Genomic DNA, 24,842 nt, shown 5'->3' with positions numbered 1-24,842 from the left:
CCCCGGACTGATCCCCTGGCCCCCGGATCCGGTCTACCGCCCGGATCCGGTGCCGACCCTACCCAACGGGCACCAGCAGTGATCCGACGGGCACCGTACGGCACGACGATTCCGGAACGAGGGGCATGCGCGTCGGCTCCAGCTGGCAGGATTGGAGGGCGTCGACCAGCACGTGAGCCCTCCAGCCGAACCGCGAGCCGAGAGAAGGACTGATCCGCCTGATGCCCACGAGCGAGCTCCTGCTGAAGGACGTCATCGACATAAAGGAAGACGTCCATGCCGGCGACTTCAAGATCGAGCTCTCCCAGGGCTTCAGCGAGACCGACGCCCGGGTGGCCGAGTACGTCGTCACCGAGCAGCTCCAAGGGGCGTTCCGGCAGGCGCTGGACATCGTGGCGGCCTGTGCAAGATCGGGTCACTCGGAGGCGTCGTACCTGCACGGTTCCTTCGGCTCCGGTAAGAGCCACTTCCTGACCGTGCTGCACGCCGTGCTTAACAACCACCCGGCCGTCCGCACCAAGCCCCGGCTGGTGGAGGTCGTGGCCCCGCACGACGAGTGGCTGCGGCGCAGCCGGTTCCTGATGGTGCCCTACCACCTGGTCGGCTCCGCCGACCTCGACTCGGCGCTGCTCGGCGGCTACGTGCACACGGTGCGCGAAGTCCACCCCGACCAGCCGGTGCCCGCCGTGTACCGGGCCGACGCCCTGCTCGCCGACGCCCGCACCCAGCGGGAGTTCCTCGGCGACGACGTCAAGTTCCTGCGGTGGCTGGGCAAGGGAGGCGCCGCGCTCACGCCGGACGCCACTGCGCCGGTGCAGGCGGATCCCGATGACATGCCGATGCTGGACGGTGGCGCCGGGGAGCTGCCCGCCGGAACGTGGACCGGCGCCGACTTCGACCGGGCCTTCGCGGGCGGGCCTGACGACCCCTACCGCGAACGGCTGGTCTCCGCCCTGCTCACCGGCCCCATGGCCGCCTACGCGCAGGGTATGCGTGGGGAGGCCAGCGCGTACCTGCCGCTGGAGAACGGCCTCAAGGTCATCTCCCAGCATGCCCAGTCCCTCGGCTACACCGGAGTGGTTCTCTTCCTTGACGAACTGGTCCTGTGGCTCCAGGCCAAAATGGGCAACCAGGACTTCGTGCGCGACCAGGTCCAGCGGCTGGTGAAGCTGATCGAGTCGGGGGACAGCGGCCGGCCGGTGCCGATCGTGTCGTTCATCTCCCGTCAGCGCGACCTGTCGCAGCTGATCGGCTCGGACGTGGTCGGCGCCGATGTGACCAACCTCGAAAGCCAGATCGAATACCTGGCCGAGCGCTTCAACGTCGTCGACCTGGAGGACAGCAATCTCGTCGAGATCATCAAGCACCGGGTGCTCGCTCCGAAGCCCGGCATGGAGTCCGTGCGCGACGACGCCTTCAAACTTGTCGAGTCGTCAAACGACGACGTGCGCCAGATCCTCCTGGACGGGCAGGGGCGCACCGAAGCGTCCTGGGACGACTTCCGAGAGCTGTACCCGCTCTCGCCGGCGCTCCTCAACGTCCTCGTCGACCTCTCCGGCGCCCTCCAGCGGGAGCGCACCGGTCTCAAACTCGTCCAGGAGCTGCTGCGCCGGCGCCGCGAGGACCTGAAGCTCGGCGAACTCATCCCGATCGGCGACCTGTGGGACGTCATCGCGCACCGCTCCGGTGCCGCGTTCACGCCCCGGCTGCGCAAGGACGCGGAGACCGCCGACCAGTTCCACGCGCGGGTGCGCGAGGAACTGCTGCGCAAGTACAAGACCCCCGACGACAAGCGGTTCCGGGCCGACGAGCGGCTGGTCAAGACCCTGCTGCTGGCTTCGCTCGCGCCCAACGTGCCCGCACTGACCCGGCTCACCGGCACCCGGCTCGCCGCGCTGAACCACGGGTCGATCCGCACGCGCGTGGGAGACGCCGGTTCCGTCGCCGCCAAGCGGCTGCGGGAACTCCAGGTCTCCTTCGACGGCGAGCTGCGCAGCGACGGCGACCGCGCCGACCCCGTCTTCCACCTGCACCTCTCCGACATCGACGTCGAACCGCTCCTCGAAGAGGTGCAGGGCGTCGCCGACCAGCTCGGCTACCGACGCCAGTGGATCAAGGACCAGCTCTGGCGCGAACTCGGCATCCAGGACACCCAGCCGTTCGTGTGTGAACGGGATGTCGTCTGGCGCGGCACCAGGCGCACCGTCGAGTTCATCTTCGGCAACGTGCGCGACACGCATCTGCCCGAGGACGAGTTCGCTCCCCAGCAGCCCGGAAATCTCCGCATCGTCTTCGACTACCCCTTCGACGACGGTGACCACGGCCCCATCGACGACCTCCAGCGCGTCAACCGGCTGCGGGGAGCGGGCCGCACCGAACCCACGCTCGTCTGGCTGCCCGACTTCTTCTCCGAGCAGACCTCCCGGCAGCTCGGCCGCCTGCTGAAAATCAACTACCTGCTGGAGCGCGACCGGCTCGACGAGCACACGGCCACCCGCCCCGCCGAGGAGCGGACCCAGATCCGCAACCAGCTCAAGGCATCCCGCGACAACATCAGCGGCCATCTCACGGAGGTCCTGCTCCAGCTCTACGGGATCAACCGCGCCGAGCCGGACATCGTCGGGGCGACCGTGCCCGACGGGCAGCACCTGGTGTCCCTGCTGCCGGGCTTCACCCGCACCCGCCCCGAGCCGTCCGTCGGGTTCGAGCAGAACCTGCTGCTGCTCGCCGACGGCATGTTCGCCGCCCGCTACCCCAAGCACCCCGACTTCGACCCGCGGCTGACCCGCAAGGCCATCACCGCGCGGGAACTGAAGACCACCATGGAGTGGATCGCCAGGGCGATGGAGGACGGCTCCCGGCGGGTCGTGGTGGACAGCCATCAGCTGCCCGTCGTCAGGAAGATCGTGCACGCCCTCGGCCTCGGAGAGGTGCACGACGGACCGCTCAACGTCAGCAACGACTGGCGGCTGCGCATCAACAAGAAGGCCGCCGAAAGCGCCGACGCCGGTGAGGACCTGGCCGTCGAGACGATCCGTGAGTGGATCACCGACCTCGGCTACGAGGGCCTGGACCGCAACGTCACCAATTTGATCATCGCGACGTACGCGCTCCTCGACGACCGCACCTGGATCTACCAGACCCAGGTGGTGCCGCAAGCACCTGACCTGGACCGCATCGTCCCCGGCTACGGTCTGCGCGCCGTCGCCCTCCCCGACGAGGACACCTTCGCCACCGCACTGCGCCGTGCCGGAGCGGTCTTCGGGCAGAGCGTGTCGCCCGTCCTCTTCGCCAGGAATGTCTCGCGGCTCGCCGCGCAGGTGCGCGCCGTCGCCGAAGAACACCGCGCCGCGGTGGGGGAGGCCCGGACACTGCTCCAGGAAAACGCCGCACGACTCGGCCTCGCAGGGCCCGGCGGCGCGGACGCACCACGGCTGACGTCCACCAAGGCCGCCGCCGACCTGATCGCCCGCCTGCTGCGCACCACCGACGCCACCCTCCTCACGGACGAACTGGCCAACGCGGCCTATGACGTGACGGACCGGCAGGTCGGCGCCGCCCTCAAGCAGGCCCCCGAAGTGCTCCGGGTGCTGCGAACCCTGCGGGACACCCGCTGGTCCGACCTGGACATGGTGCGCGAACTCGCGACCCGCGACGACGGCGTCGGCGACCGGGCCGAGCGGCTGCTCGAATCCGTCCGGCGGGCGGCGAACGCCCACGAGGAGGATGAGTCCCTCGTCCCGGTGCTGGACTCGCTGCAGGAGTCGGCCGTGGCCCTCATGCGGGAGGCCACCCGGCTCGCCCAGGCGGCCCGGCCCGTCGAGCCCGCCCCCCGCGCGCAGCCGGACGTCGCACCGACAGCGGAAGACGTACGGCTCACCGCGCACGGCACGCCTCCCGTGCCCGCCGTCCCCGCGGAACCGGCCGGCGACGCCCAGCACTCGGGGCCTCCCGCGCAGGACCCGCGTACGGGGTACGCGGCAACGGCTGCCCGCGGCTCCGCCGGGTACATCGTCGAACCCACCCGGCTGGAGAGCACGCTCGCGGCGACCGTCGACGGACTCGGCGCCGACATCCGCCGCTTCCTCACCGCGCATCCCGGCACCCGGGTCCAAGTCACCTGGCAGGTGATCGAGGACGCCCACGACCGGGCCGACGCGGCTGACGCGGCCGGCGGCGACGAGAAGGGGACCGAACGCTGATGGCGCTCCTGCCCCAGGTGGGACGGCGCTCCGTAGAGGCACTCCTCGACCGGCACGCCAGGAAACTGGCCGAGCACAGCCTGGTGCTGATCCACGGCCAGTACGCGGCCGGCTCGGCCACCACCTTCACCACCGAGGTCGGTGAGCGGACCCGACGCGTCACCGTCCGCGACGAGTCCTCCGTCCTCGGCATCCTCGCTGCCTGGCACAACCACCGCGATGAGGCCGCGCCCGGCGACCTGCTCGTGGTCACCACCGGTGTCGACGACGACCAGCTGGGCTGGGACCTGCGCGGGCACGCGGTGCAGCGCCGCACCCTCACCGTGGAGAAGGCCGAGATCGTGGCGCAGCGCTTCGGGGCCGCCGGCCTGGACCTGCGCATGTACCGGGAGGACTGGCTGCTCCAGGCCCTCGTCGACGCCGAACCCGCCGGAGGGGGATGGCCGCGCAGCGCGGGCGTTCTCACCCGGGACGCCGCCCTGCGTGCCCTGGTCGTCGAACGGCTCGGGCTCCACCACCCGGACATCTCGCCCCACACCACGGCGGACGCGGCCGTCGACGCGGACGTGCTGCTCGCCTGGTCACGCACCCCCGCCGGGCCCCACCGGTTCGCCGAACTCCCCGAAACCGAACGCAGGGAACTGAAGACATGGCTCGGCGAGGTCGCCGGGCCCGCCGTACCCGTCCTGCTCACCCTCGCCGAGACCGGGCAAGGCCCCGACGCGATGGCCCTCGGCCTGCTCGGAGCTGCGCTGCGCGACCCCGCAGTGGACCCCGACGTGGCCCTCGCCGTCGGAGGACTCTTCGGCAAGGCCGGTCCGCGCCGGGGCGAGATCGGCGCCTTCACCGACGCGGTGGAGGGCACCCTGCTGCGCTGGATCGGAGAGGCCACGGGGTCGGTCGACGCACGGCAGAAGGTGTTCGCCGTGCTGCAGCGCGCCGACGAGCTGGCGCGGGACGCGGGACTCGCCGCGGGCCTCACCAGCAGCCGCTTCCTCATGTCCAGCTTCGCCGCCCAGCTCGCCGTCGTCGTCGAGGGCGCGCACAGGTCCCCCGCCCACGGGGAGGCCGCGCTCGCCGAGCTGGCCGGGCACGCCCTGGCAGGGCTCTTCCCCGACCGGGTGCGCGTCGCGGAGATGGCCGTGCGGCTCGCCCGCTGGCTGCGCCGGGAATCACCGGCCGTGACGTCCGTCGCCATGGGCGTACGCGAGCATGTCGCCGAATGGGGCTGGGCCGACCGGGCGCTGTCCGTGCTCTGGGCCGGCGATCCCGGCGGCGACCCGGCCGTCGCACGGAGCCTGCGCGACCTCTTCGAGGACGGCCGGGCCCGGCGTGAACGACTCGATGAGCAGTTCGCCCGGCACCTCGCAGGCTGGGCCCCGAACGCCACCGCCGGGCAGCCGGGCGGCTGCCTGGTCGTCGAAAACGTCCTCGACACCGTCGTCCGCCCGCTGGCCGCCGCCGCACCGCCGCTGGTGCTCGTGCTCGACGGGATGAGCAGTGCCGTCGCCGCGCAACTGGGCGAACAAGCCGAACGCGAAGGCTGGCAGGAGTTCGTCCCCCGGCCCGACGAGGGCGAACGGCGCGCCCGCCTCGCCGCTGTCTCCATGCTGCCCTCCCTCACCCGGACGAGCCGCGCCTCCCTGCTCAGCGGCGCGGCCACCCAGGGAGGCCAGTCCACCGAGGTCTTCGGTTTCACGTCCTTCTGGACGAAGCGGCGCAAGGACGCGGTCCTCTTCCACAAGGCGTCGATAGGAGGAGACGCGGGTCACTTCCTCGCCCCGGAACTCGCCTCCGCGCTTGCCTCCGATGCTGTCGTCGGCGTCGTCCTCAACACCATCGACGATGCGCTCGACTCCGGCCAGCAAGGACAGCGCACTGTGTGGTCCCTGGGCGACATCACCTACCTGCGGGAACTGCTGGCCGCCGCCCGCAGCTACGCACGCCCCGTCGTCCTCGTCGCCGACCACGGACACATCCTCGACCGTGGCCGTGGCCGCATCAAGCCCGCCGCGGACGGTGGCGGATCGGCACGCTGGCAGCCGGGCACCGACACCGGCGACGGTGAGGTCGTGTTGAGCGGGCCGCGCGTGCTCGAAGGAGACGGCACGATCACCGCAGCCTGGCACGAGGACATCCGGTACGCTGCCCGCCGGGCTGGCTACCACGGCGGGGCCTCCCTGGCCGAGGTGACCGTCCCGCTCCTCGTTCTCCTCCCGTCGAAGGAGCTCGCCCCACGCGGCTGGGATCCGCTGCCGCGTGAACAGGCCGCGCCCTCCTGGTGGAAGGCCACCACCTCGGCACCCGTCGAGATGCCTGAACCCCGCCCGGAACGCCCCGCGCCACGCGCCGGGAGACCGCCAGGACTTTCGCGCCGGCAGGACGAGGAGCTGTTCGGCGCCGACGACGTCCTGATGCCCGCAGGAGTGCCCGAGGCAGCCCCTGCTCCCGTGACCCTCGGCGGGCGCGTAGTGGCGAGCGAGGTGTACGAGGCGCAGAAGGAGTACGTCCGCAAGGCCCCCGAAGGCAAGGTCGTCGCCGCCGTCATCGACGCCCTGGCCGCCGCCGGAGGCACCATGTCGCCCGCCGCCCTGGCCGCCGCCATCTCGGCGACCGGCCGGGTGCGGCGCAACATCGAGGGATTCGTCGCCACCGTGCAGCGTCTCCTCAACGTCGAGGGGTACCCGGTGCTCGGCTTCGTCGACGCCGGTCACGCGGTCAAGCTCGACCTCGCCCTGCTGCGCGAACAGTTCCTGACCGCCGGGGCCAAGGCCCGGCCGCCGAGCAAGGACACCCCATGAACGCGTCGGCACCCGCCAGCCCTGTCCGCCTGCGCGAGGTCGTGGACGCGTTGCGGCGCGGCACCGTGCCGCAGGCCGGGCTGGACCTGCTCGCCGTCGGCCTGGGCAGGTTCGAGGCAGCGCTGGAGGACGACCTGGCCGGGGCGGCACGAGGCGGAGCGGCGTTCCACGCCATCCGCGGCGAGTACGGCTCCGGGAAGACGTTCTTCGCGCGGTGGCTCGCCGAACGCGCCAAGCGAGCCGGACTCGCCACGGCAGAGGTCCAGATCTCCGAGACCGAGACTCCGCTGCACCGGCTGGAAACGGTCTACCGCAGACTCACCGAGCGCCTGACGACCGCCACCCACCAGCCCAGCGCACTGCGTGCGGTCGTCGACTCCTGGTTCTACACGCTGGAGGAGGAAGTTCTCGACGCCGGGGAGGCGGACGAGGAGGACGAGGCGGCGCTCGCGGTGGCCGTCGACGCACTCATGGAACGTAGACTCGCTGACGTCGCCAGGACCACCCCCGCGTTCGCCGCAGCCCTGCGCGGCTACCGCCGGGCCGTGGCCGCCGGGGACGGGGCGACGGCGGAAGCACTCATCGCCTGGCTCGGCGGCCAGAAGTCGGTCGCGGCCTCCGCCCGCCGTAGCGCCGGCGTCCGCGGCGACCTCGACCACTTCGCCGCCCTCGGCTTCCTGCAGGGGCTGCTCACCGTCCTGCGTGACTGCGGCCACCCCGGCCTCCTCCTCGTCCTCGACGAGATCGAAACCCTGCAACGGGTACGCGGTGATGTCCGGGAGAAGGGCCTCAACGCGCTGAGGCAGCTCCTGGACGAGATCGACGCCGGCCGTTTCCCGGGGCTGTTCCTTGTCATCACCGGGACCCCGGCGTTCTACGACGGACAGCAGGGCGCGCAGCGGCTGCCACCGCTCGCCCAACGGCTGGCCACCGACTTCACGACCGACCCGCGCTTCGACTCCCCGCGCGCCGTCCAGCTCCGGCTGCCGGGCTTCGATCTGCCCCAGCTCAGCGAACTCGGCCGCACCGTACGCAGTCTGTACACGCAGATCGCCCGCCATCCCGAGCGGGTGACCGAGCGGGTCGACGACGCGTATCTGGCAGAGCTGGCCAGGGCTGTCACCGGCGGACTCGGCGGCAAGGTCGGCATCGCACCCCGGGTGTTCCTGCGCAAGCTGGTGGCCGACGTGCTCGACCGCGTCGACGAGTTCGAGGACTTCGACCCGCGCACGCACTACGCGCTCACCCTCACCTCGTCGGAACTCACCGATACCGAGCGGAACGCGGTCGCGTCCGGGGACGCCGGCGACGTGGAACTGGAGTTGCCGTGAGCGGCGGGGACCTGGACCCGGTGCTCATCCACCACCTCGCCAACACCCTGGGCTGGCGGAGCCTGCGTCCGCTCCAGGAGGCCGCCGTCACCCCGCTGCTCTGCGGGGACGACGCTGTCCTGCTCGCTCCCACCGCAGGCGGCAAGACCGAGGCGGCAGCCTTCCCGCTGCTGACCCGGATGGGGGGCGGGCGGTGGAGCGGCACCTCCGTCCTCTACATCTGCCCGCTAAGAGCCCTGCTCAACAACCTGCTGCCACGGCTGGAGAACTACACGTCCTGGCTCGGCCGCACCGCCGCCCTGTGGCACGGCGACACCACGTCCGGTGCCCGCAAGCGCATCCTCGCCGCACGGCCCGACGTCCTCCTCACCACCCCGGAATCGCTTGAGGCGATGCTGGTGAGCGCCAACGTAGACCACACCTCGTTCTTCTCCGGGCTGCGGGCCGTCGTGGTGGACGAGGTGCACGCCTTCGCAGGCGACGACCGGGGATGGCACCTGCTCGCCGTCCTCGAACGGCTCCAGCGCGTCGCCGGCCGACCGGTGCAACGCGTCGGCCTCTCGGCGACCGTCGGCAATCCGGAGACGCTGCTCACCTGGTTGCAGGGCTCTGGGGCAGGCAACCGACCGGGGCAGGTGATCGCCCCTGACCCCGGTGGGCCCGCGGCCACGACGACAACCGGGGCCGGGGCCCCGCCCCCCGCAACCCGCGTCCCGACCGCCGTCCCGCCAGGCAATGTCCAGCTCGACCACGTCGGCTCGCTCGACAACGCGGCCACCGTCATCGCCGCGCTGCACCGCGGAGAGAAGCGCCTCGTCTTCTGCGAGTCCCGGCGGTACGTGGAGGAACTCGGCGAGAAGCTCCGCGCGAAGGGCGTCACCACCTTCCTGTCGCACGCCTCCCTCTCCCTCGACGAGCGCCGACGGGCCGAGGCAGCCTTCGCCGACGCCCGCGACTGCGTGATCATCTCCACCAGCACCCTGGAACTCGGCATCGACGTCGGAGACCTGGACCGCGTCATTCAGATCGACGCCCCAGTCTCGGTCGCCTCCTTCCTCCAGCGCCTGGGCCGCTCCGGACGCCGCGAGGAGGCGCCACGCAACTGCCTGTTCCTCGCCCTGGACGAGGACGGTCTGCTGAGCGCGGCCGGACTGCTGCTCGCATGGGCGCAGGGCTGGGTGGAACCGGTCGTGGCCCCGCCGGAGCCCCGGCACATCGTCGCCCAGCAACTCCTCGCGCTGTGCCTGCAGGAGAAGCGCGTCGGTGAGCACCTGTGGCAGGAATGGTGGAACGGCCTCGGGCCCTTCGGCACATCGGCCGAGCCGATCGTGCGCCACCTCGTCGACCAGGGGTATCTGGAACGTGACAGCGGGATGCTGTTCATCGGTCCGGAGGCGGAGCGGCGCTTCGGGCACCGGCACTTCATGAACCTCACTGCCGTCTTCACCGCACCCCCGCAGTTCACCGTCCTGCAGGGGCGCGCGGAGATCGGTCGTACGGACCCCAGCCTGCTCACTCAACGGGTCGACGGCCCGCGCCGACTGCTGCTGGGCGGCCGGAGCTGGCAGATCACCTACATCGACTGGCGACGCAGACGCTGCTTCGTCGAGCCCGTCGACGGGGGAGGCAAAGCGAAGTGGAACAGCACGCGGTTCGGCCCCGTGGGTTCCCACAAGCTGACGCGTGCCGAACGCCGGGTACTGCTGGGCGAGGACCCGCCCGTGCGGATGACGAGACGGGCGGCCGGTGCCCTGCACCGGGCCCGCGAGGAGTATGTGGAGCGGGTGCACCCCGGGGGCACCCTGATCGTGCAGGACAAGAGAGGCCGGCTGCGCTGGTGGACCTGGGCGGGCCACCGTGCGAACGCGACTCTCGCCGCGACCCTCGACCCGGTCGTCGTACCCGGGCAGCACATCAACGAGCGCTGGATACGGCTGCGGGAGGACGTCACCGCGCGCATCTGGAGCGACGCGACACGGGATGCGACGGACCGATTGTGTCTGCCAGACGTCGACGAACGCGCTGTGCGGGGAATGAAGTTCGCCGAGGCCCTGCCGCTTCGTCTCGCGGAGGCCACCCTGTCGGCCAGGCTGGCCGACACCGAGTCCGCTGCCGCCGTGCTCGCCGAACCGGTGCGTTTCGTCCGGGGCGAACGGTGACCGCGTCGTTCAGTCGCGAGTGGACGGGCAGCAGACATGAGCAGCGCGAGCGCGGAGATGCACGATGCCATGATCACGATGCCCGAGGAGACGGCACGTGTGCTGACGCGCTTGGCTTGAGGAGGCTGGTACTCATCTCCCACCGCACGCGGACTGCTGCGAAACCAGGAGCCGCTTCGCCTCGCTCAACGACAGCGCCAGATCTTCAGCACCGGCGTCGTCGACCGGAAGCTGTGGCAGCCAGACATCCGCGAACCGCTGGGCCTCGGTCACGGCTGCACGCAGGACTTCCCACGCCGCGGACTCGTCAATGACCTGCCGTTTCCGCCGGGTGACCAGGGTCCCGTCCCCGCGTCGGCTGAAGTGCAGCACAAACGAACCGTCCACCCCCATGAACTCGCACTCACGGTCCGCCCTCGAAGCCAGTCGGCTCAGCCTGTCAAGCAGCTGGGCGACGGAGAGGTGGATCATCATGAGATGCCGGGGCCCGCCGTCCGTGGAGGACGCGGTGGTGTGGCTGCCTTCGACTCGTACATCTCCCATGTCGAAGCCGCTGGGAGGCGGGACTTCCTGCGGCGATACGGTGAAGGTGAAGTTCATCAGCTGTAGCTCCTGTCCGCCGGTAGGAGCCTGCTTCCGAGCGGCGGCGTCACGTCGGGCGATCTCTCGGGGGTGTCTCCCGGTGAAGTGGTGTTCAGCAACGTGCGGCCATCTTCGCAGGTACCGGAAGCGCGCGGGTTCCGAGGCGTTCGAGTGCGCTTGCTCGTGAACCTGCCCCGGCCGTCCCTGAGCGTGGCACGGGGTGGGTGGTCCGTCCTGCGCCAGGGGGGACAGACCACCTGACGGCGGCCACCTCCGTTTCGGACCGCTTGTCCGAGGGGTGTGTGACGGTGTCCTCGACCCGGCCGCCGGCCACCTTGCCGTGGTCCGACAGCGGTCAGGTCACCGTCACCGGACCACGAGGGGAACCATTATGATCGCCGCCACCACCGACCGGATCCGCAAGGCGGAGGCTTTCCGCGCGCTGCACGCCGCTGACCGGCCGTTCGTCATCGCCAACCCCTGGGACGCGGGCTCTGCCCGCGTGCTCACAGGGCTCGGGTTCGCCGCGCTCGCCACCACCGGTGCCGGCTTCGCCCACAGTCTCGGCAGACGGGACGGCCACGTCACCCGTGAGGAGTTGCTGGACAACGCGGCGGCGATCGCCGCCGCCACCCCTCTACCGGTCTCCGCCGACCTGGAGAGCGGCTTCGGGGAGACCCCCGAAGAAGTGGCTGAGACCATCCGGCTCGCCGCCGCCGCAGGACTGGTCGGAGCGTCGATCGAGGACTCCACCGGCCGGCCCGACGATCCCATCCGCCCGCTGGAGGAGGCCGTGGAGCGCATCGAAGAAGCCGCCGCCGTCGCCTGCGAAATGGACTTCCCTTTCACGGTGACCGCGCGTGCCGAGAACTTCTTCCACGGCCGGCCCGACCTGCCCGACACGATCCGCCGCTTGCAGGCGTACGAGGACGCGGGTGCCGATGTCCTGTACGCGCCGGCGCTGCCTGACGCGGATGCCGTGCGTGCGGTGTGCGCGTCGGTCAGCAGCCCGGTCAACGTCCTCATGGGTGGTGCCCTGCGGCTGTCCGTCGCACAGCTCGGGAGGCTGGGTGTGCGCCGTGTCAGTGTCGGCTCGGCGATGTCGCGCGCCGCGTACGGCGCCCTCGTACGTGCCGCCGAGGAGATCCGTGACCAGGCGACCTTCACCTTCGGGGCGGACGCGCTGCCCTACGCCGACCTCGAAGGGATTCTCGGTACTGGAGAGTGATCCCGCACCGAGACGCCCTCAACCCCGCTCACTGTCCGCCGTCCGCGTCTGCTGCTGCCTGCCGGAGGGCGGCCGATGCACCGTGCAGGAGGGGGTCACCGTGCCCGAAGACCGCCGTGTCGATGTCCAGTTCGGCCAGCCGGTGAAGCGAGTCGACGGCCCGGGCGCGATCGGTGTTGAAAACCCCCAGCATGGTGTGTCCGACGTTGGCCACCGCATCGCCGGTGAACAGCACCTTCGGCCCGGGCAGGTGAAGCGCGATCGAGCCGTCCGTGTGCCCGGGCACCGCGACGATCACTGCCCCGCCGCCGAAATCCAGCACATCGCCGTCGGTCACCTCCCGGTCCACTGTGCACGGCGGGGCCGGTGGGAGCGCCGGGATCGCCGCCCGGATCGGCACTTCGAACTCCTCCAGCACGGGGGGCGCTCCGGTCACCTCCCCCCGGATCACCGGTGCCTCCAACCGGTGCGCCACGACCTCCGCGCCGTGCCGGGCGGCCAGCTCGGCGGCCGAACCGGTGTGGTCCTCGTGCCAGTGCGTCAGCACGATCCGCCGCAGCTCGCCGTCCAGCACCTCCTCGATACCCGCCGCGCAGCCGACCGTCCCTGTGTCGATCAGGGTCAGCTGCTCGCCGTCCCGCCACAGATACGCCGCCCCCACGGGGAAGGCCAGCATCCGTAGCCTCGGCAGTACTTCGATCACATCCATGCCCCCAGCCTGTACGGTCGCCCGCACCGCCATGCGGCCGTTCGCCCACGGCGCATCAGGAACGGGAGACCGGGTAAGTACGCCGGAGCGCCTGCTCCAGGCTGCAGAACCTGGTGACCTCTCTGCGTAGCCTCGGCCCTATGCCAGAACACACGATTCGCATCCGGGGCGCGCGAACCAACAACCTCAAGCGACTGGACGTGGACATCCCGCGCGGCCGGCTGGTCGTGTTCGTCGGTGTGTCCGGGTCGGGCAAGTCGTCCCTGGTGTTCGACACGATCGCGGCGGAAGCGGGCCACCAGCTCAACGAGACCTACCCGCCGTTCGTGCGGAACCGGCTGCCCAAGTGGACACGCCCCGAGACCGAGGGCATCGCAGGGCTCTCGCCGGTGGTGGTGATCGACCAGCGCAGGATGGGTGGAAACGCCCGGTCCACGGTGGGCACGGTCACGGATACCTGGACCTATCTGCGGCTGCTGTTCTCCCGCATCAGCTCGCCGCACGTGGGGGAATCGAACCGCTTCTCGTTCAACGACCCCACCGGCATGTGCCTGACCTGCTCGGGGATCGGCGAGGTCGTGGTCAGTGCCGTCGACCGGTTCCTGGACCTGGACAAGTCCCTCGCCCAGGGGGCGATCCGGCTGCCCGGGTTCGGCGACGGTGGCTACTGGTACGCCCAGTACGCCGACATCGGCGCTTTCGACGCCGGCACTCCGCTGCGCGAATGGACAGCGGACGAGCGCCAGGCCCTGCTCCACGGCGGTGAGCACGCCGCACGCCTGGGAACGAAGACCCCGAAGGATTACGAGGGCATCGTGGAGCGGTTCGAGCGGATCCACCTGCGCACCACCGACAACCTCTCCGACCGCAAGCGCGAGATCATCGCCCGGTTCACCCGTTCCGAGACGTGCCCCGACTGTCTCGGCGACCGCCTCAACGAGGCGGGCCGCACCGCGACCGTCCTGGGGCACACCATCGGCGGGATGGCCCGGATGGAGATCACCGAACTCACCGGCCTCCTCCAGCAGGTGACCGACCCCACCGTCGCCCCGGTCGCAGCCGCCCTGGGGGACCGGCTGCGGGCCATGGACACCATCGGGCTCGGATACCTTCACCTGGGCCGAGCCACCACCAGCCTCTCCGGCGGGGAATCGCAGCGCATCAAGACCGTCAAGCATCTCGGCAGCAGCCTCATCGAGTTGCTCTATGTCTTCGACGAGCCCACCGTCGGCCTCCACCCGCACGACATCGACTCGATGGCCGGCCTGCTGCGGCAACTGCGCGACAAGGGCAACACCGTCCTCGTCGTCGAGCACGACCCCGCCATCATGGCGATCGCCGACCAGATCATCGAGATCGGTCCCGACGCGGGTGCCGACGGCGGACAACTCGTCTTCCAGGGCACCTTCGAAGAGCTGCGCGCGGCAAGGACAGCGACATCCACCGCCCTGGACCGGCGCACACCGGTCACCACCAGCCCGCGGACGGCCAGCGGCACGATCACCGTGGCCGACGCCACCCGCAACAACCTCAGGAACCTGACCGTCGACATCCCGGCCGGGGTGCTGACCGTCCTCACCGGAGTCGCGGGGTCGGGCAAGTCCAGCCTGGCGGCGGAACTGGTCGCACAGCACGACGCGGTGGTGATCGACCAGAAGCCGGTCAGCACCAACCGCCGCTCCACCCCCGTCACCTACACCGGAATCGCCCCCGCTGTCCGCAAGCTCTTCGCCCGGCACAGTGGCGTGCCCGCCGGCCAGTTCAGCGCCAACTCCGAGGGCGGCTGCCCGGATTGCAATGGGCTGGGCGTCATCCGGACAGATCTGGCCTTCATGGACGGCCAGGAGACCGTCTGCGAGACCTGTGAGGGACGGCGGTTCACCGAGGAGGTGCTCCGCCACCGCGTCAACGGGCTGTCCATCGCGGACCTGGACGACCTGACCGTCACCGACGCCCTCGGACAACTGCCGGACAAGCGCATCCGGGAGGCGCTCCAGCACCTGGAGCGGGTCGGACTCGGCTACCTCCGCCTCGGCCAGCCGCTCACGACGCTCTCCGGCGGCGAATGCCAGCGCCTCAAGACGGCGAAAGAACTGCGCGTTGCCGCCGAACCGGCCCTCTACGTCCTCGACGAACCCACCACCGGCCTCCACCTCCGCGACATCAGCGTCCTGCTCGACGTCCTGGACCGGTTACTCGACCAGCGCCACACCGTGGTCGTCATCGAGCACAACCTCGACGTCATCCGGCGGGCGGACCAGCTGATCGACCTCGGCCCGGGCCCCGGCAGGCACGGTGGCCGGATTCTCTACCAGGGGCCGGTCACCCGGATCGAGGGAACCGTCACCGCCGCCGCCCTGAGAGAGGCATGATCGGCATCAGCCGTGGGGCTACCGTCACGGTGCACGGCGTACTCTCCACGGCTGAGATGGACAGGTGAGCGATGCGTTGCACCGTTTCGCTGGGATGACAGAGACCTTCGACAAGCCTCATCTTCCCAGTTCAGAGGGCACTTTCGCGCTTCCGATCAAGATCCGGACACCGCAGCAAGTGAAACGCGCAGGCTAGTGGACGCCGACGATCGCGACCTCCTCGAAGGGTGGGTGACGAGTTGCGGGGCCGGACTGCTGGTTCCCCTCACTGAGCCAGGCGTGGGCACTCATAACCAGTAGCGACGTAATTGTTGCACAGGGTGAGTGTTGCTGTCGGGGGACTTCTGCCCGGGTGCGGGGCGGTGTTGTCCGGGTGTCCGGCCGTGACGTGAGCGGTCCTTGGCGGGTTGCCAGGTCGGAGACGGGATGAGTACGGGCACGGACTGACGGAGCGGTGGTACGGGATGTCAACACGACCGGAGTGGAGCGCAGAGGACCCGGCGGGCTCGGAGGAGGCTGCGGATCTGTTCCGCGCCCTCGGCCGACAGATCAGGACCGTACGGGAGCGGGCCGGCCTGAGCCAGAAGGAGTGGGCGGGCGGGTCGGATACAGCATGGAACAGATCTCGTCGATGGAGTGCGGGCGGCGGACCCCGCAGCCGGAGTTTCTGAAGGTCGCCGACGAACTGCGGGATTACGGGGTACTGCTCGCGGTCGCGGCTGAGGATGTGGAAGAGGCAAAGAACGCAGACGGGTGAGGCATCCGGAGTGGTTCCGGGACTGGGCTGCGCTGGAGGCCCAGGCCGTGGAACTGCATGACTACAGCTGCCTTGCCCTTCCCGGTCTGCTCCAGACCGAGGTGCACGCACGTGCGGTTTTCAGCGCGGGGCAACCACTGCTGGACGAGGAGACCGTCGAACAGAGAGTGGCGGCCCGTCTGGACCGGCAGCGGTTGCTCGAACGTTGGCCCGCACCGTTCGTCACGTTGACCATCGAGGAATCGGTATTGCGGCGCCCCCTCGGAGGGTGGGACAAACAATTGGAGGCACTGCTCGGATTCAGTCATCTACGCAATGTCGCGCTCCAGGTGCTGTCGATGGATCGCACCGAACACCCAGGTCTGGGTGGGCCCTTCATCATGCTGACTCCCAAGGGGCGGCAACAGTTGGCGTATCTTGAGGTGCATCACGTCAGCCGCCTGATCACCGATCCCGACGAGGTGCGAATCCTGGCGGCACGCTACGGCAGCCTCAGAGCCCGGGCCCTCACTCTTGGTGAGAGCGGGGCATTGATCGACACGATGCTGGGGGAACGATGAAGTACGAGCACGCGCAGCTCCAGTGGTTGAAGAGCAGCTACAGCAGTGGAGAAGGCGGTGCCTGCGTGGAGGTCGCCGCCGACGGAGCGGCGATCCGTGTACGCGACTCGAAGAAGCGCGGCGGCCCACAGCTCGCCTTCTCAAGCGTCACGTGGGCCGGGTTTGTCGCTGGCGTCGGGCGGGAGCGGCCGAGCTGACCGTGTCCGTGGTGCTGCCCCTTCCGCCGTGCTCGGGCGCGGTGACGAGGTGGCGAGGTGGGTCCATTGCCTCGGCGGACGCGTGACTTGGCGGTTCGTATCGTGCCGACCTGGACCCGCCCCCACGTATCGATCCGAGCGTCCAGAACGTCTTGAGCCGGAGCAAGGAGTATCACCGCATGACGCGCGAGGCCGCGAGGAGCCGCGAAGCAACGCTGGGCCTGCGTGCCGCCGGGTCCCTGATCGGCGTGCCGGCCGGGGAGATCGTCCTGCGGGACGAGGGGACGAGGACGGACTGGAAGGCCGAGGTCGGGTCCTTCCGCCTGGCGCCGCACCCGGTGACCCGCGAGCTGTATACCGCCGTCTGGCGAGAGGCCCCCGTGAGCACGGCCGGGCCGCGGACACCGGTGACCGAGGTGTCCTGGAAGGATGCCGTCCGGTTCTGCAATCTGCTGTCGGAGGCCATGGGTCTCGCCCCCTGCTACGCGGGGGGCGACAACCCCGACGCGGAGGGCGTGGTCTGCGACTGGGAGGCCGACGGCTACCGCCTCCCGTCCGAGGCGGAGTGGGAGTACGCCTGCCGGGCAGGGAGCCCGGACGTGCGCCACGGGGAGCTGGAGGAGATCGCCTGGTACCGGGGGAACTCCGGTGAGCAGGTGCACGATGTCGCGACCCGGGAGCCGAATGCCTGGGGCTTCCACGACATGATCGGCAACGTGTGGGAGTGGTGCTGGGACCTCTACGACCCCAGGGTCTACGGCCCCTACCGGGTGTTCCGTGGCGGGGGCGCCTACGACCCGCCCCGGGCCTGCCGGGCGTCATGCCGCCGCAAGAGCCACCCGACCCTCCGCATCGACGACCTCGGCTTCCGCCTCGCTCGGTCCGGGCGGGGCGAAGCACACGGCTGACCGCCCGGCCGGGCCCGCGCCCACCGCCGGGCCGGGGCCACTGCTACCGGGCCCGGGTTCGGGCCGACACGCCCGTGGCCGGCGGCCGTGGTAGACCTGCTGCAATGACCGACCCCGAGGGCACGTCCGCCCACACCCTGGAGGCGCTGCAACGCCGCCTCGCCGGCTTCGCCGCGGCGCGCGGCTGGGAACCGTTCCACACGCCGAAGAACCTGACCGCCGCGCTCACCGTGGAAGCGGGGGAACTGCTGGAGATCTTCCAGTGGATGACTCCCGAGCAGTCCCGGGCGGTGATGCGCGAGGCGGACAGCGCGAGCCGGGTGGAGGACGAGATCGCCGACGTCCTCGCCTACCTGCTGCAACTGTGCACCGTGCTGGACGTCGACCCGGCCCGCGCGCTCGCGGCCAAGATCGACCGCAACGAGCTGCGCTTCCCGGCCCCTCCCGGAGCGGCCGGCGGCCGGGAACCGGGCTGACACCCCGGCGGCCGCGGCACCTGTTCCCACCGAACGGCCGTAGTGCCGGACGAGATGCCGTATCCGATCGGAAACGATCCCGGAGAATGTCGCGGGCTTCTCATGGAGACGTCCGTAGGACGCCGCCGCCCACGGTATGACCAGGAAAGGACACCCCTGTGCATGAAGTGACGTGTCACCGCGTCGAAGAACATCGGATCGCCCGCGCCCTGGAGGACATCTGGAGTCGCTCGTTCGCTCAATGGCACGGGGTGCGCTACGGCGACGGGTTACTCAACGAACTTCTGATACTCGCCGACGATCTCGTCGATCACGTGGCTGCCTGCTCCACGCAGGACCCGACCCTCAGCGGTGCTTCCGAGCAGCTTGCCCTGCGGACCGCGGCAGAGTGCGCGCTGGGGGTGCTGACCATCGGCTGCTTCCCCGGTGGTGACTTCGGCGTTCCCTTCCCTCTGATCGACGAAGAGCTCACCAGCGAAGACATGGATCTCACGGACGCGGTGGATCTTGCGCCGACCGCGCGGACGTGGGTGGACGCGTTCAGGCTGTGCGTCGTCAGCGGTGTACTCGGGGAGTGGAAGCGGGCGATCGGTCTGGTGATGCGGAAGGACTACGCGCCCGCCATCCACAAGGGCCTGCCGTACTCACGTCTCACGTCCGTCTCGGATCCGGCGGAGCTGGTGGAGATGGACGTGCTGTGCCGCTACCTGACACCGTCACCCGGTCACCTGCCGCGCGACTGGCCCGTGGTGACGGTGCGCAAGCCGGACGGCGACGAACGGCGGGAGGCAGCCCGGTGCCTGGACGCCCTCAGCGCACTGACCCCCGACCAACTGCTGCTCCGGGTGCTCCTGGAGGACGACCAGCCGGCTTTCGAGCAGGCGCTGGCCGGTCGACTCGTGCAGCACCGCGAGGGCGCGTCGGCCGATGCGGCACCCCGGAGCCTGTTGCCGCTGGGTGCGCTCGCACCGGCGGCGCTGGCCGTCCAGGTGCATGGCTGGCAGTTGCACCTCAGGTCCGGCTACCTGCCGCATGGCCTGCTGCATGCGCTGGACAAGGCCCCTCAGGCCCGCAGCTGACGACACCAGGGCTGTGCCGGGTCACGGTCATCCCGGCCCAGCCCCGGTGTCCGGCGGGCATCCGTCGTGCCGGCGGGGTTCGTCCGAGCTCGCCCTGCACCGGATCGGTCGGCGCGGGTCCCGGAAAAGAGCTGGATTCGAGCCCGTCCGCTGCGCTACCGCGGCACTGTTACGGCAACGTCGTCCACGGAAATCTTGTCGGCCCCGATCCGCCGTATGCGTTCGGTGCCCCAGTCCCCCAATGAGGCCAGGGCCACGTTGAGCGAGGCGCCGTGCTCCGTGAGGGAGTACTCGACCTTCGGCGGCACCACCGGGTACACCTCGCGGTGCACGAGCCCGTCTTCTTCCATCTCCCGGAGGTGCTGGATCAGCATCTTCTCGCTGACGCCCGGCAGACCGCGGCGCAGTTCGGCGAACCGGCGGGTCCCGTGGTGGTCCAGCTCCCACAGGATCAGCGACTTCCACTTGCCGGCGACCACGTCCATCGCCGCGTCGATTCCGCAGAAATAGGGACCGCGTCGTCCTGATGTCGCCATCCGCCCCCCAGAGCGTACTTACCCGCAAGTGCGTACCTGACTATTAAGTCCGTACTGGTCAACTCTACTGGCCCCGGAGAGGATTGAGCCGACCGACCAACAACTGAGGGAGCCCCCGAATGACAGCCGACAACAGCGTCCAGGTGAGTGTCCTCGGGCTGGGGGCGATGGGGAGTGCCCTTGCGGGTGCCCTGGTGAAGGCCGGATACCCGACGACCGTCTGGAACCGCTCGCCGGGGAAGGCAGAAGCACTCGTGGCGCAGGGAGCGGTGGCCGCCGCCACGGCCGGCGACGCGGTACGGGCCGGCCAATTGGTGATCGTCTGCCTGCTGGACCACGCCTCGGTCCATGAGGTGCTCGATCCGCTCTCCCCCGAGCTGGCCGGCCGCACCCTGGTCAACGTGACCACGACGACGCCGGCTCAGTCACGGGAGTCCGCGGCCTGGGCCGCCCGGGCCGGCGCCGCGTATCTGGACGGCGGCATCATGGCCGAGCCAGCGATGATCGGTGGGCCCGGGTCGTCGATCCTCTACAGCGGATCGGCCGATGTGTTCCATCAGCACAAGCCGCTGCTCGACCTGTGGGGAACCAGTACCTACTTCGGTGAGGACGCCGGACTGGCGTCCCTCTACGACCTTGCCCTCCTCGCCGGCATGTACGTCATGTTCGCCGGCTTCATGCACGGTGCCGCCATGGTCGCGCCGGAGGGTGTGACGGCGGGTGAGTTCGCGGCTCTGGCAGTGCCGTGGCTGACCGCCATGACCGGGGCCCTGCCGGAGTACGCCGCGGTCATCGACGGCGGGGACTACACCGTCGAGGGGCAGCAGAGCCTCGCGTTCTCCAACCTCAGTGACCTTCTGGCCGCCAGCTCCGACCAGGGCGTCAGCACCGAGGTGGTCGCCATGGTGCAGCGGCTCATCCAGCGCCAGATCGACGCGGGCCACGGAGCGGAAGGCTTCGCCCGCATCATCGAGAGCATCAGGTGACCCGGCAGCCGGACGGCGTGATTCCGGTGGAAGCTGCCGGGAACCGCCGTGCCGGGGCCCAGCGGCGGGCCCCGGCACGGCGGCAGTCGCTCAGATGCCGAATGGTGCGGCGTAGTGCACGGTGCCGCCGGGCAGCGGGTGAGCGGCGTCGAGGGTGAGGGCCATCATGGCCTCGTCCGGGACGTCGATGCTGAGTCCGATGCCGTACGCGGAAGCGCGGGTGAAGCCGAACCTCGGGTAGTACGACGGGTGCCCGAGGACGGTGACGAAGTGCTCGCCCAGCTCCTTCGCGGCCCGCAACGAGGCGCGGATCGCCGCGGAGCCGACGCCGGCCCGCTGGGTTTCGGGCCGGACGGCGACGGGCGCCAGGCACAGGGCCGGGGTGTCGTCGATGTGGCAGCGGGTCAGCAGCGCGTGCCCGGCGGGCTTCCCGTCCCGGTCGGTGGCGACGATGGACAGTCCGCCGATCCACGCGGGGTCGGCGCGCAGGGCGTCGACGAGGTCGGCCTCCAGCGGAGTGTCGAACGCGGCGAGGACGATGTCGCGAATGGCGGGGATGTCGGCGCTGGTCTCAGCGCGCGTGATCCAGTTGATGCTCACGATGGATGAAGATCCGTTTCCTGAGGGGTTCGTGTGGGTGGTGCCCCGCGAGCTCACGCTTCCAGCGAGGGCGTATCCGGTGGAGAGGTCAGGCCACAGCCCGGGACGTGAGGAGAGTCCGGGGGAAGCGCACAGCAGTGGCCTTGGGCGCGGTCATCAACCTCACCTCCCCACATTCCTCGAGCCGGATCACACGAACGCCGGGCACTCTACCCCTCGTCCGGCAGGGGATCAACGCGACCGGGCACACCGGCGGCAACCGGTGGAATGGTGTAGTTCGGGCGGAAGAGGTTCCGCGGGTCGTGGACGGCCTTCAGTCCTCAAGGCTCCGCAGGTACACAACTCCAGGGCGGCCGGAGAGCAGCGTCTCGCCCGTGACGGTGAACCCTGCACGGGCCAGCACGGCTCGGGACGCCGCGTTGTCGAGCGTGGTGGCGGCCCGCAGGGTGGTCAACCCGTACCTGACGTCGGCAAGGCCGCACACTTCCCGCACCGCCGCCCTGGCGATCCCCCGGCCCGCGGCCTGCTCCGCGATCCGGTATCCCAGTTCGGCGCCGCCGTCCGACACGTCCACCAGGTTGACCCGCCCCAGCACCTCGCCCGCAGCGCCCACCAGCACGTGGAAGTAGCAGACCCCGGCCTCCTGCTCGGCCAGCAGGGCACGGTGCCGCTGGTCGAACCGGGCGAAATACTCCTCACCTCGGTCAGGGATGGACGCCGCGAAGTAGGCCCGGTTTTCCCTTTCGAAGGCCAGGAGCGCGGGGGCGTGCTCCGCACGGAGCAGCTGTAGCTCAGGCACAGGGAGGACGGTATACGGCTATACCGTCCTCCCGCGACACATGGGTACGGCTGGAGGAAGAGCCTCTGACGGGCTTCAGCATCCCGACCAGCGAGCGGTTTCGGCAGCCGTGTGCGCTGCCGTGAGCGCAGGAGCCGCGGGGGCGCAGGCTCCCTCGACCGCTGTCGGCGTTCAGGTGCGTGACGAAGTCGCCGTGTCTGGGTGCGGCGCCGCGCCGGTGAAGGGGTGTGTGCGCTGTACCCCGGCCACGGCAGTGGGGGACAGTCGTACGGAACTTTCGACTGGCGCTCCCTCACCGGCCCCGATGACTTTCACCGGTCCCGAGAGGTGGGTCAGTCGAAGAGGGCAATGAGCCCGTTCACCCAGATCGCGAGAAACACAAGGGCAGCCACCAGGCATCCCGCCCCCGCCAGGAAGTCGGCGAAGGTGCTTTCCCTGCTCTCTTCCTTCTCGACGGAGAGCGCCGTTCCCCAGTCGACGGGGCGGCCCATGGCCTCGGAGCAAGCCGCTCTTACCGCCGCCAGCTGTTCTCCGGCGAAAGCCGTCCGAGCAAGCGACTCAGAACCCCTCCAGGCCGGCGCGCGCATGCGCTGCGAAGCTGTGCGATACCTCGCCTCGAAGGCGGCGGTCTCAGCCGCGTCCCTGTCCTGTTCGAGGTACATCCAGCGGCCTGCTTCTGCGGGTTCCCCGTACAGGCGGTACACCTCGGCCAACTGCCTGCGCAGCGCCAGGTCGTGCGGAAAGGACGACACCAGCCCACGCAGGCGCTGACGTGCGAGCGGAACCCGGCCGGCGGCCAGGTCTGCGTCGATGCGGGCAAGGGTGTCTCTCAGGGGCATGGACGCATGATCGGGTACCGCAACGACCTCCGTCGACCTCATTCTGTCGCCCAGCCCTCACCCGCTCTCCACCCTTCGTCCGGCCCGACCATGCCGTCTGCGACGCCCGCGACCCTCCGCGGTGCATCCGACGGCCCGTGCGCGACCGGACTTACGTCTTCTCCTCCGGTGGCGTGCGAGGTGTGCGGGACGGCCCGCCGCCCGCGGTGCGGACCTCGACGAGCGGGAGGAGCGTGCGCAGGGCCGCGTTCTCGGCCGGGTCGAGCACGGCGTGCTGGACGCAGGCGGGGACGAGGGTTCCGTTCTCCGGGTGGGCCATGGCGTAGTGGCAGGCGGCCAGCCGCTCCTGGGTCCCGCGCAGCCGGGGATCCGCGGCCTGCTCGCCGCGCTGCATCATCTCCCAGGCCGGGGCGACGACATCGGCGTCCATGAACTGGTGCATGACGAACGTGACCGGGCGTACCCGCATCCGGTGGCGGGCCAGTCGCCGCAGTCCGACGCGGCGGGCGGTCCGCGCCAGCCAGCGCAGGGCCGTGACCGCGACGGACGGGTGGCGGGCCACCACCCGCAGGACCCTGGCCGCGAGGAGGGCGGGCGGGGTGCCGGTGAACGTCACTTTCCCGAAGTACCGGAAGAACGCGGCGCGGACGGCGAGGTCGCGCGGGTCGTCGCCGACGAGGAACGGATACCAGCGCCGCCCGACGTAGAAGCCGTAGGCGGTGCGGTTGCAGCGCACGTCGCCGTTCTCCAGGACCCGGTAGTCCAGCCGGGTTCCGGCGCCGCGTTCGATCTCCGCCCACACCGCGTCCGGGCTCGCGTCACGGAACTTCTCCTTCCAGCGGCGTTCGTCGCCGAGGAAGGCGGCGGGCTGGAAGGAGAACATGCCGTAGCCCATGGCACGGCAGTCGCGGATGACGCCCGCGACCTCGCCGACATTGCCGGGGGTGACGGTCATGTTGTGGGCGAGGAAGAACCGCACCCCGTGCTCCCGCCGCAGCCGGGTGAACATGGCCGTGAACCGGGCCCGGTACGGGTTCAACGCCGCCTCATCCGACGGGCGTTCGATGCCACGCCGGCCGTACATGAACTTGTCGAAGTGTGCGGCGAAGGACAGCCGTGCGAAGCGCCTCCTGCCGTCCGGGCCGAGCGCGAGCCGGGTGAGGTAGTCGTCGTCGAAGTCGCCGTGGGTGAAGCTCATGGGCTCCCGGCCGTGGTCCCGCATGATCGCCAGCGCGGCGGCGTGATCGTCCGGGGCGAGCAGGCTCACCTCGCCACCGATGAGCTGGGTGTGGGCGCGCGGACCCCGCAGCTCGCGCAGCAGCGCCATCTGGGCGGCGACCTGCTCGCGGGTGTGCGTCCCGTCGACGCGCACCTGGTTGGCGTCCCGGGAGTGGTAGCAGGGGGTGCACTTGAGATTGCACCGGGGGAAGACGCCGTGGGTGCCCTCGCAGCCCACACCGTGCCGGCCCAGGATCTGGCCGGGAGTCCTGGCCGCTTCGGGGAGTTCCGCCCAGCGGCGTGCCATGGCCGCGGCGAACTCGGGATCGTAGGGACGGGTGGCGCGCTCAACGGCACGCAGCGCGGCGATCAATGCCATCAGCGGCTCTCCTGAAGTGTCCGGGCCGGCTGAGGAGGCGCCGGCGGTGAAGGGGCCGCGGCGGATGTCCCGCCCGGGGCGGAGCGGGCCGGCTCAGCGCCCTGCCGGGGAGGATGTGCGCCCA

Annotated in this window: 20 protein-coding genes; 13 read left to right on the top strand and 7 right to left on the bottom strand. The window is 70.4% G+C overall.

Annotated features, from left to right (window positions below):
• The first annotated feature begins 221 nt into the window (after positions 1–221).
• From PJ985_RS14445 to PJ985_RS14430, 4 genes are read left to right on the top strand one after another with little or no spacing between them, the layout of a single operon-like run.
• Entirely contained in the window at positions 222–4,202 is a 3,981-nt protein-coding gene (locus PJ985_RS14445; protein WP_271684148.1) for a PglY protein, read from the top strand.
• A complete protein-coding gene (pglZ, locus tag PJ985_RS14440) occupies positions 4,202–7,003 on the top strand; it encodes a BREX-2 system phosphatase PglZ (RefSeq protein WP_271684147.1) in 2,802 nt (933 codons plus the stop codon). The genes PJ985_RS14445 and pglZ overlap by 1 nt, the downstream gene beginning before the upstream one ends.
• Positions 7,000–8,334, top strand: a complete 1,335-nt coding sequence (gene brxD, locus PJ985_RS14435) for a BREX system ATP-binding protein BrxD (RefSeq protein WP_271684146.1) — start codon at positions 7,000–7,002, stop codon at positions 8,332–8,334. The genes pglZ and brxD overlap by 4 nt, the downstream gene beginning before the upstream one ends.
• Complete coding sequence (locus PJ985_RS14430; protein WP_271684145.1) at positions 8,331–10,493, top strand: DEAD/DEAH box helicase; 2,163 nt, start codon at positions 8,331–8,333, stop codon at positions 10,491–10,493. The genes brxD and PJ985_RS14430 overlap by 4 nt, the downstream gene beginning before the upstream one ends.
• A gap of 132 nt (positions 10,494–10,625) precedes the next feature.
• Here the strand turns inward: PJ985_RS14430 and PJ985_RS14425 are convergent, their stop codons facing one another.
• Complete coding sequence (locus tag PJ985_RS14425; RefSeq protein ID WP_271684144.1) at positions 10,626–11,093, bottom strand: hypothetical protein; 468 nt, start codon at positions 11,091–11,093, stop codon at positions 10,626–10,628.
• 373 nt (positions 11,094–11,466) lie between these two features.
• On the opposite strand from PJ985_RS14425, the gene PJ985_RS14420 reads away from it, so the two are divergent.
• Positions 11,467–12,303 carry an isocitrate lyase/PEP mutase family protein gene (locus PJ985_RS14420; protein ID WP_271684143.1) on the top strand — a complete coding sequence of 279 codons (837 nt, stop codon included), beginning with the start codon at positions 11,467–11,469 and terminating at the stop codon, positions 12,301–12,303.
• 28 nt (positions 12,304–12,331) lie between these two features.
• On the opposite strand, the gene PJ985_RS14415 is transcribed toward PJ985_RS14420, so the two are convergent.
• The gene (locus tag PJ985_RS14415; RefSeq protein WP_271684142.1) at positions 12,332–13,012 is read right to left on the bottom strand and encodes an MBL fold metallo-hydrolase; all 681 of its coding nucleotides are present in this window, start codon (positions 13,010–13,012) and stop codon (positions 12,332–12,334) included.
• A gap of 140 nt (positions 13,013–13,152) precedes the next feature.
• Here PJ985_RS14415 and PJ985_RS14410 point away from each other — a divergent pair, with 140 nt between their 5' ends.
• The 7 genes from PJ985_RS14410 to PJ985_RS14385 all read left to right on the top strand — a co-directional run bounded on the left by PJ985_RS14410 (position 13,153) and on the right by PJ985_RS14385 (position 19,361).
• Positions 13,153–15,384 (top strand): ATP-binding cassette domain-containing protein, encoded by a 2,232-nt coding sequence (locus tag PJ985_RS14410; RefSeq protein WP_271684141.1) that lies wholly within the window; start codon positions 13,153–13,155, stop codon positions 15,382–15,384.
• 613 nt (positions 15,385–15,997) lie between these two features.
• Positions 15,998–16,141 (top strand): hypothetical protein, encoded by a 144-nt coding sequence (locus tag PJ985_RS23380; RefSeq protein ID WP_333909856.1) that lies wholly within the window; start codon positions 15,998–16,000, stop codon positions 16,139–16,141.
• Positions 16,142–16,188: 47 nt separating this feature from the next.
• The gene (locus PJ985_RS23375; RefSeq protein ID WP_333909855.1) at positions 16,189–16,701 is read left to right on the top strand and encodes a DUF5753 domain-containing protein; all 513 of its coding nucleotides are present in this window, start codon (positions 16,189–16,191) and stop codon (positions 16,699–16,701) included.
• Positions 16,698–16,898, top strand: coding sequence for a DUF397 domain-containing protein (locus tag PJ985_RS14400; protein ID WP_271684140.1), 201 nt, complete (start codon positions 16,698–16,700; stop codon positions 16,896–16,898). The genes PJ985_RS23375 and PJ985_RS14400 overlap by 4 nt, the downstream gene beginning before the upstream one ends.
• A 179-nt stretch (positions 16,899–17,077) precedes the next feature.
• Complete coding sequence (locus tag PJ985_RS14395) at positions 17,078–17,806, top strand: formylglycine-generating enzyme family protein (protein WP_271684139.1); 729 nt, start codon at positions 17,078–17,080, stop codon at positions 17,804–17,806.
• A 104-nt stretch (positions 17,807–17,910) separates the two neighbouring features.
• The gene (locus PJ985_RS14390; RefSeq protein ID WP_271684138.1) at positions 17,911–18,282 is read left to right on the top strand and encodes a nucleotide pyrophosphohydrolase; all 372 of its coding nucleotides are present in this window, start codon (positions 17,911–17,913) and stop codon (positions 18,280–18,282) included.
• Between the two features lie 158 nt (positions 18,283–18,440).
• On the top strand, positions 18,441–19,361 hold the full coding sequence (locus tag PJ985_RS14385) for an immunity 49 family protein (RefSeq protein ID WP_271684137.1): 921 nt from the start codon (positions 18,441–18,443) through the stop codon (positions 19,359–19,361).
• A 155-nt stretch (positions 19,362–19,516) separates the two neighbouring features.
• Here the strand turns inward: PJ985_RS14385 and PJ985_RS14380 are convergent, their stop codons facing one another.
• Positions 19,517–19,897 (bottom strand): winged helix-turn-helix transcriptional regulator, encoded by a 381-nt coding sequence (locus PJ985_RS14380; protein ID WP_271684136.1) that lies wholly within the window; start codon positions 19,895–19,897, stop codon positions 19,517–19,519.
• Between the two features lie 119 nt (positions 19,898–20,016).
• On the opposite strand from PJ985_RS14380, the gene PJ985_RS14375 reads away from it, so the two are divergent.
• Positions 20,017–20,883, top strand: coding sequence for an NAD(P)-dependent oxidoreductase (locus PJ985_RS14375; RefSeq protein WP_271684135.1), 867 nt, complete (start codon positions 20,017–20,019; stop codon positions 20,881–20,883).
• Between the two features lie 90 nt (positions 20,884–20,973).
• Here the strand turns inward: PJ985_RS14375 and PJ985_RS14370 are convergent, their stop codons facing one another.
• The 4 genes from PJ985_RS14370 to PJ985_RS14355 form a co-directional block, all read right to left on the bottom strand.
• Positions 20,974–21,483: a GNAT family N-acetyltransferase gene (locus PJ985_RS14370; RefSeq protein WP_271684134.1), complete on the bottom strand. Its 510-nt coding sequence runs from the start codon at positions 21,481–21,483 to the stop codon at positions 20,974–20,976.
• A gap of 313 nt (positions 21,484–21,796) precedes the next feature.
• Positions 21,797–22,282, bottom strand: coding sequence for a GNAT family N-acetyltransferase (locus PJ985_RS14365; protein ID WP_271684133.1), 486 nt, complete (start codon positions 22,280–22,282; stop codon positions 21,797–21,799).
• Between the two features lie 332 nt (positions 22,283–22,614).
• Positions 22,615–23,121: a DUF6584 family protein gene (locus PJ985_RS14360; protein WP_271684132.1), complete on the bottom strand. Its 507-nt coding sequence runs from the start codon at positions 23,119–23,121 to the stop codon at positions 22,615–22,617.
• 151 nt (positions 23,122–23,272) lie between these two features.
• Entirely contained in the window at positions 23,273–24,718 is a 1,446-nt protein-coding gene (locus tag PJ985_RS14355; protein ID WP_271684131.1) for a radical SAM domain-containing protein, read from the bottom strand.
• Positions 24,719–24,842 lie beyond the last annotated feature (124 nt).

This window comes from Streptomyces sp. ACA25, from assembly GCF_028200735.1.
Lineage (GTDB): Bacteria > Actinomycetota > Actinomycetes > Streptomycetales > Streptomycetaceae > Streptomyces.
The sequence above is the reverse complement of the archived record's forward strand: the minus strand, read 5'-3'. Positions and strand labels throughout refer to the sequence as shown.

Bases quoted from the DNA above. Each gene is read 5' to 3' on its own strand.
- PJ985_RS14445 (WP_271684148.1), top strand. From the start codon at position 222: ATGCCCACGAGCGAGCTCCTGCTGAAGGACGTCATCGACATAAAGGAA.
- pglZ (WP_271684147.1), top strand. From the start codon at position 4,202: ATGGCGCTCCTGCCCCAGGTGGGACGGCGCTCCGTAGAGGCACTCCTC.
- brxD (WP_271684146.1), top strand. From the start codon at position 7,000: ATGAACGCGTCGGCACCCGCCAGCCCTGTCCGCCTGCGCGAGGTCGTG.
- PJ985_RS14425 (WP_271684144.1), bottom strand. From the start codon at position 11,093: ATGAACTTCACCTTCACCGTATCGCCGCAGGAAGTCCCGCCTCCCAGC.
- PJ985_RS14420 (WP_271684143.1), top strand. From the start codon at position 11,467: ATGATCGCCGCCACCACCGACCGGATCCGCAAGGCGGAGGCTTTCCGC.
- PJ985_RS14415 (WP_271684142.1), bottom strand. From the start codon at position 13,012: ATGGATGTGATCGAAGTACTGCCGAGGCTACGGATGCTGGCCTTCCCC.
- PJ985_RS14410 (WP_271684141.1), top strand. From the start codon at position 13,153: ATGCCAGAACACACGATTCGCATCCGGGGCGCGCGAACCAACAACCTC.
- PJ985_RS23380 (WP_333909856.1), top strand. From the start codon at position 15,998: ATGGAACAGATCTCGTCGATGGAGTGCGGGCGGCGGACCCCGCAGCCG.
- PJ985_RS14400 (WP_271684140.1), top strand. From the start codon at position 16,698: ATGAAGTACGAGCACGCGCAGCTCCAGTGGTTGAAGAGCAGCTACAGC.
- PJ985_RS14395 (WP_271684139.1), top strand. From the start codon at position 17,078: ATGACGCGCGAGGCCGCGAGGAGCCGCGAAGCAACGCTGGGCCTGCGT.
- PJ985_RS14390 (WP_271684138.1), top strand. From the start codon at position 17,911: ATGACCGACCCCGAGGGCACGTCCGCCCACACCCTGGAGGCGCTGCAA.
- PJ985_RS14380 (WP_271684136.1), bottom strand. From the start codon at position 19,897: ATGGCGACATCAGGACGACGCGGTCCCTATTTCTGCGGAATCGACGCG.
- PJ985_RS14375 (WP_271684135.1), top strand. From the start codon at position 20,017: ATGACAGCCGACAACAGCGTCCAGGTGAGTGTCCTCGGGCTGGGGGCG.
- PJ985_RS14360 (WP_271684132.1), bottom strand. From the start codon at position 23,121: ATGCCCCTGAGAGACACCCTTGCCCGCATCGACGCAGACCTGGCCGCC.
- PJ985_RS14355 (WP_271684131.1), bottom strand. From the start codon at position 24,718: ATGGCATTGATCGCCGCGCTGCGTGCCGTTGAGCGCGCCACCCGTCCC.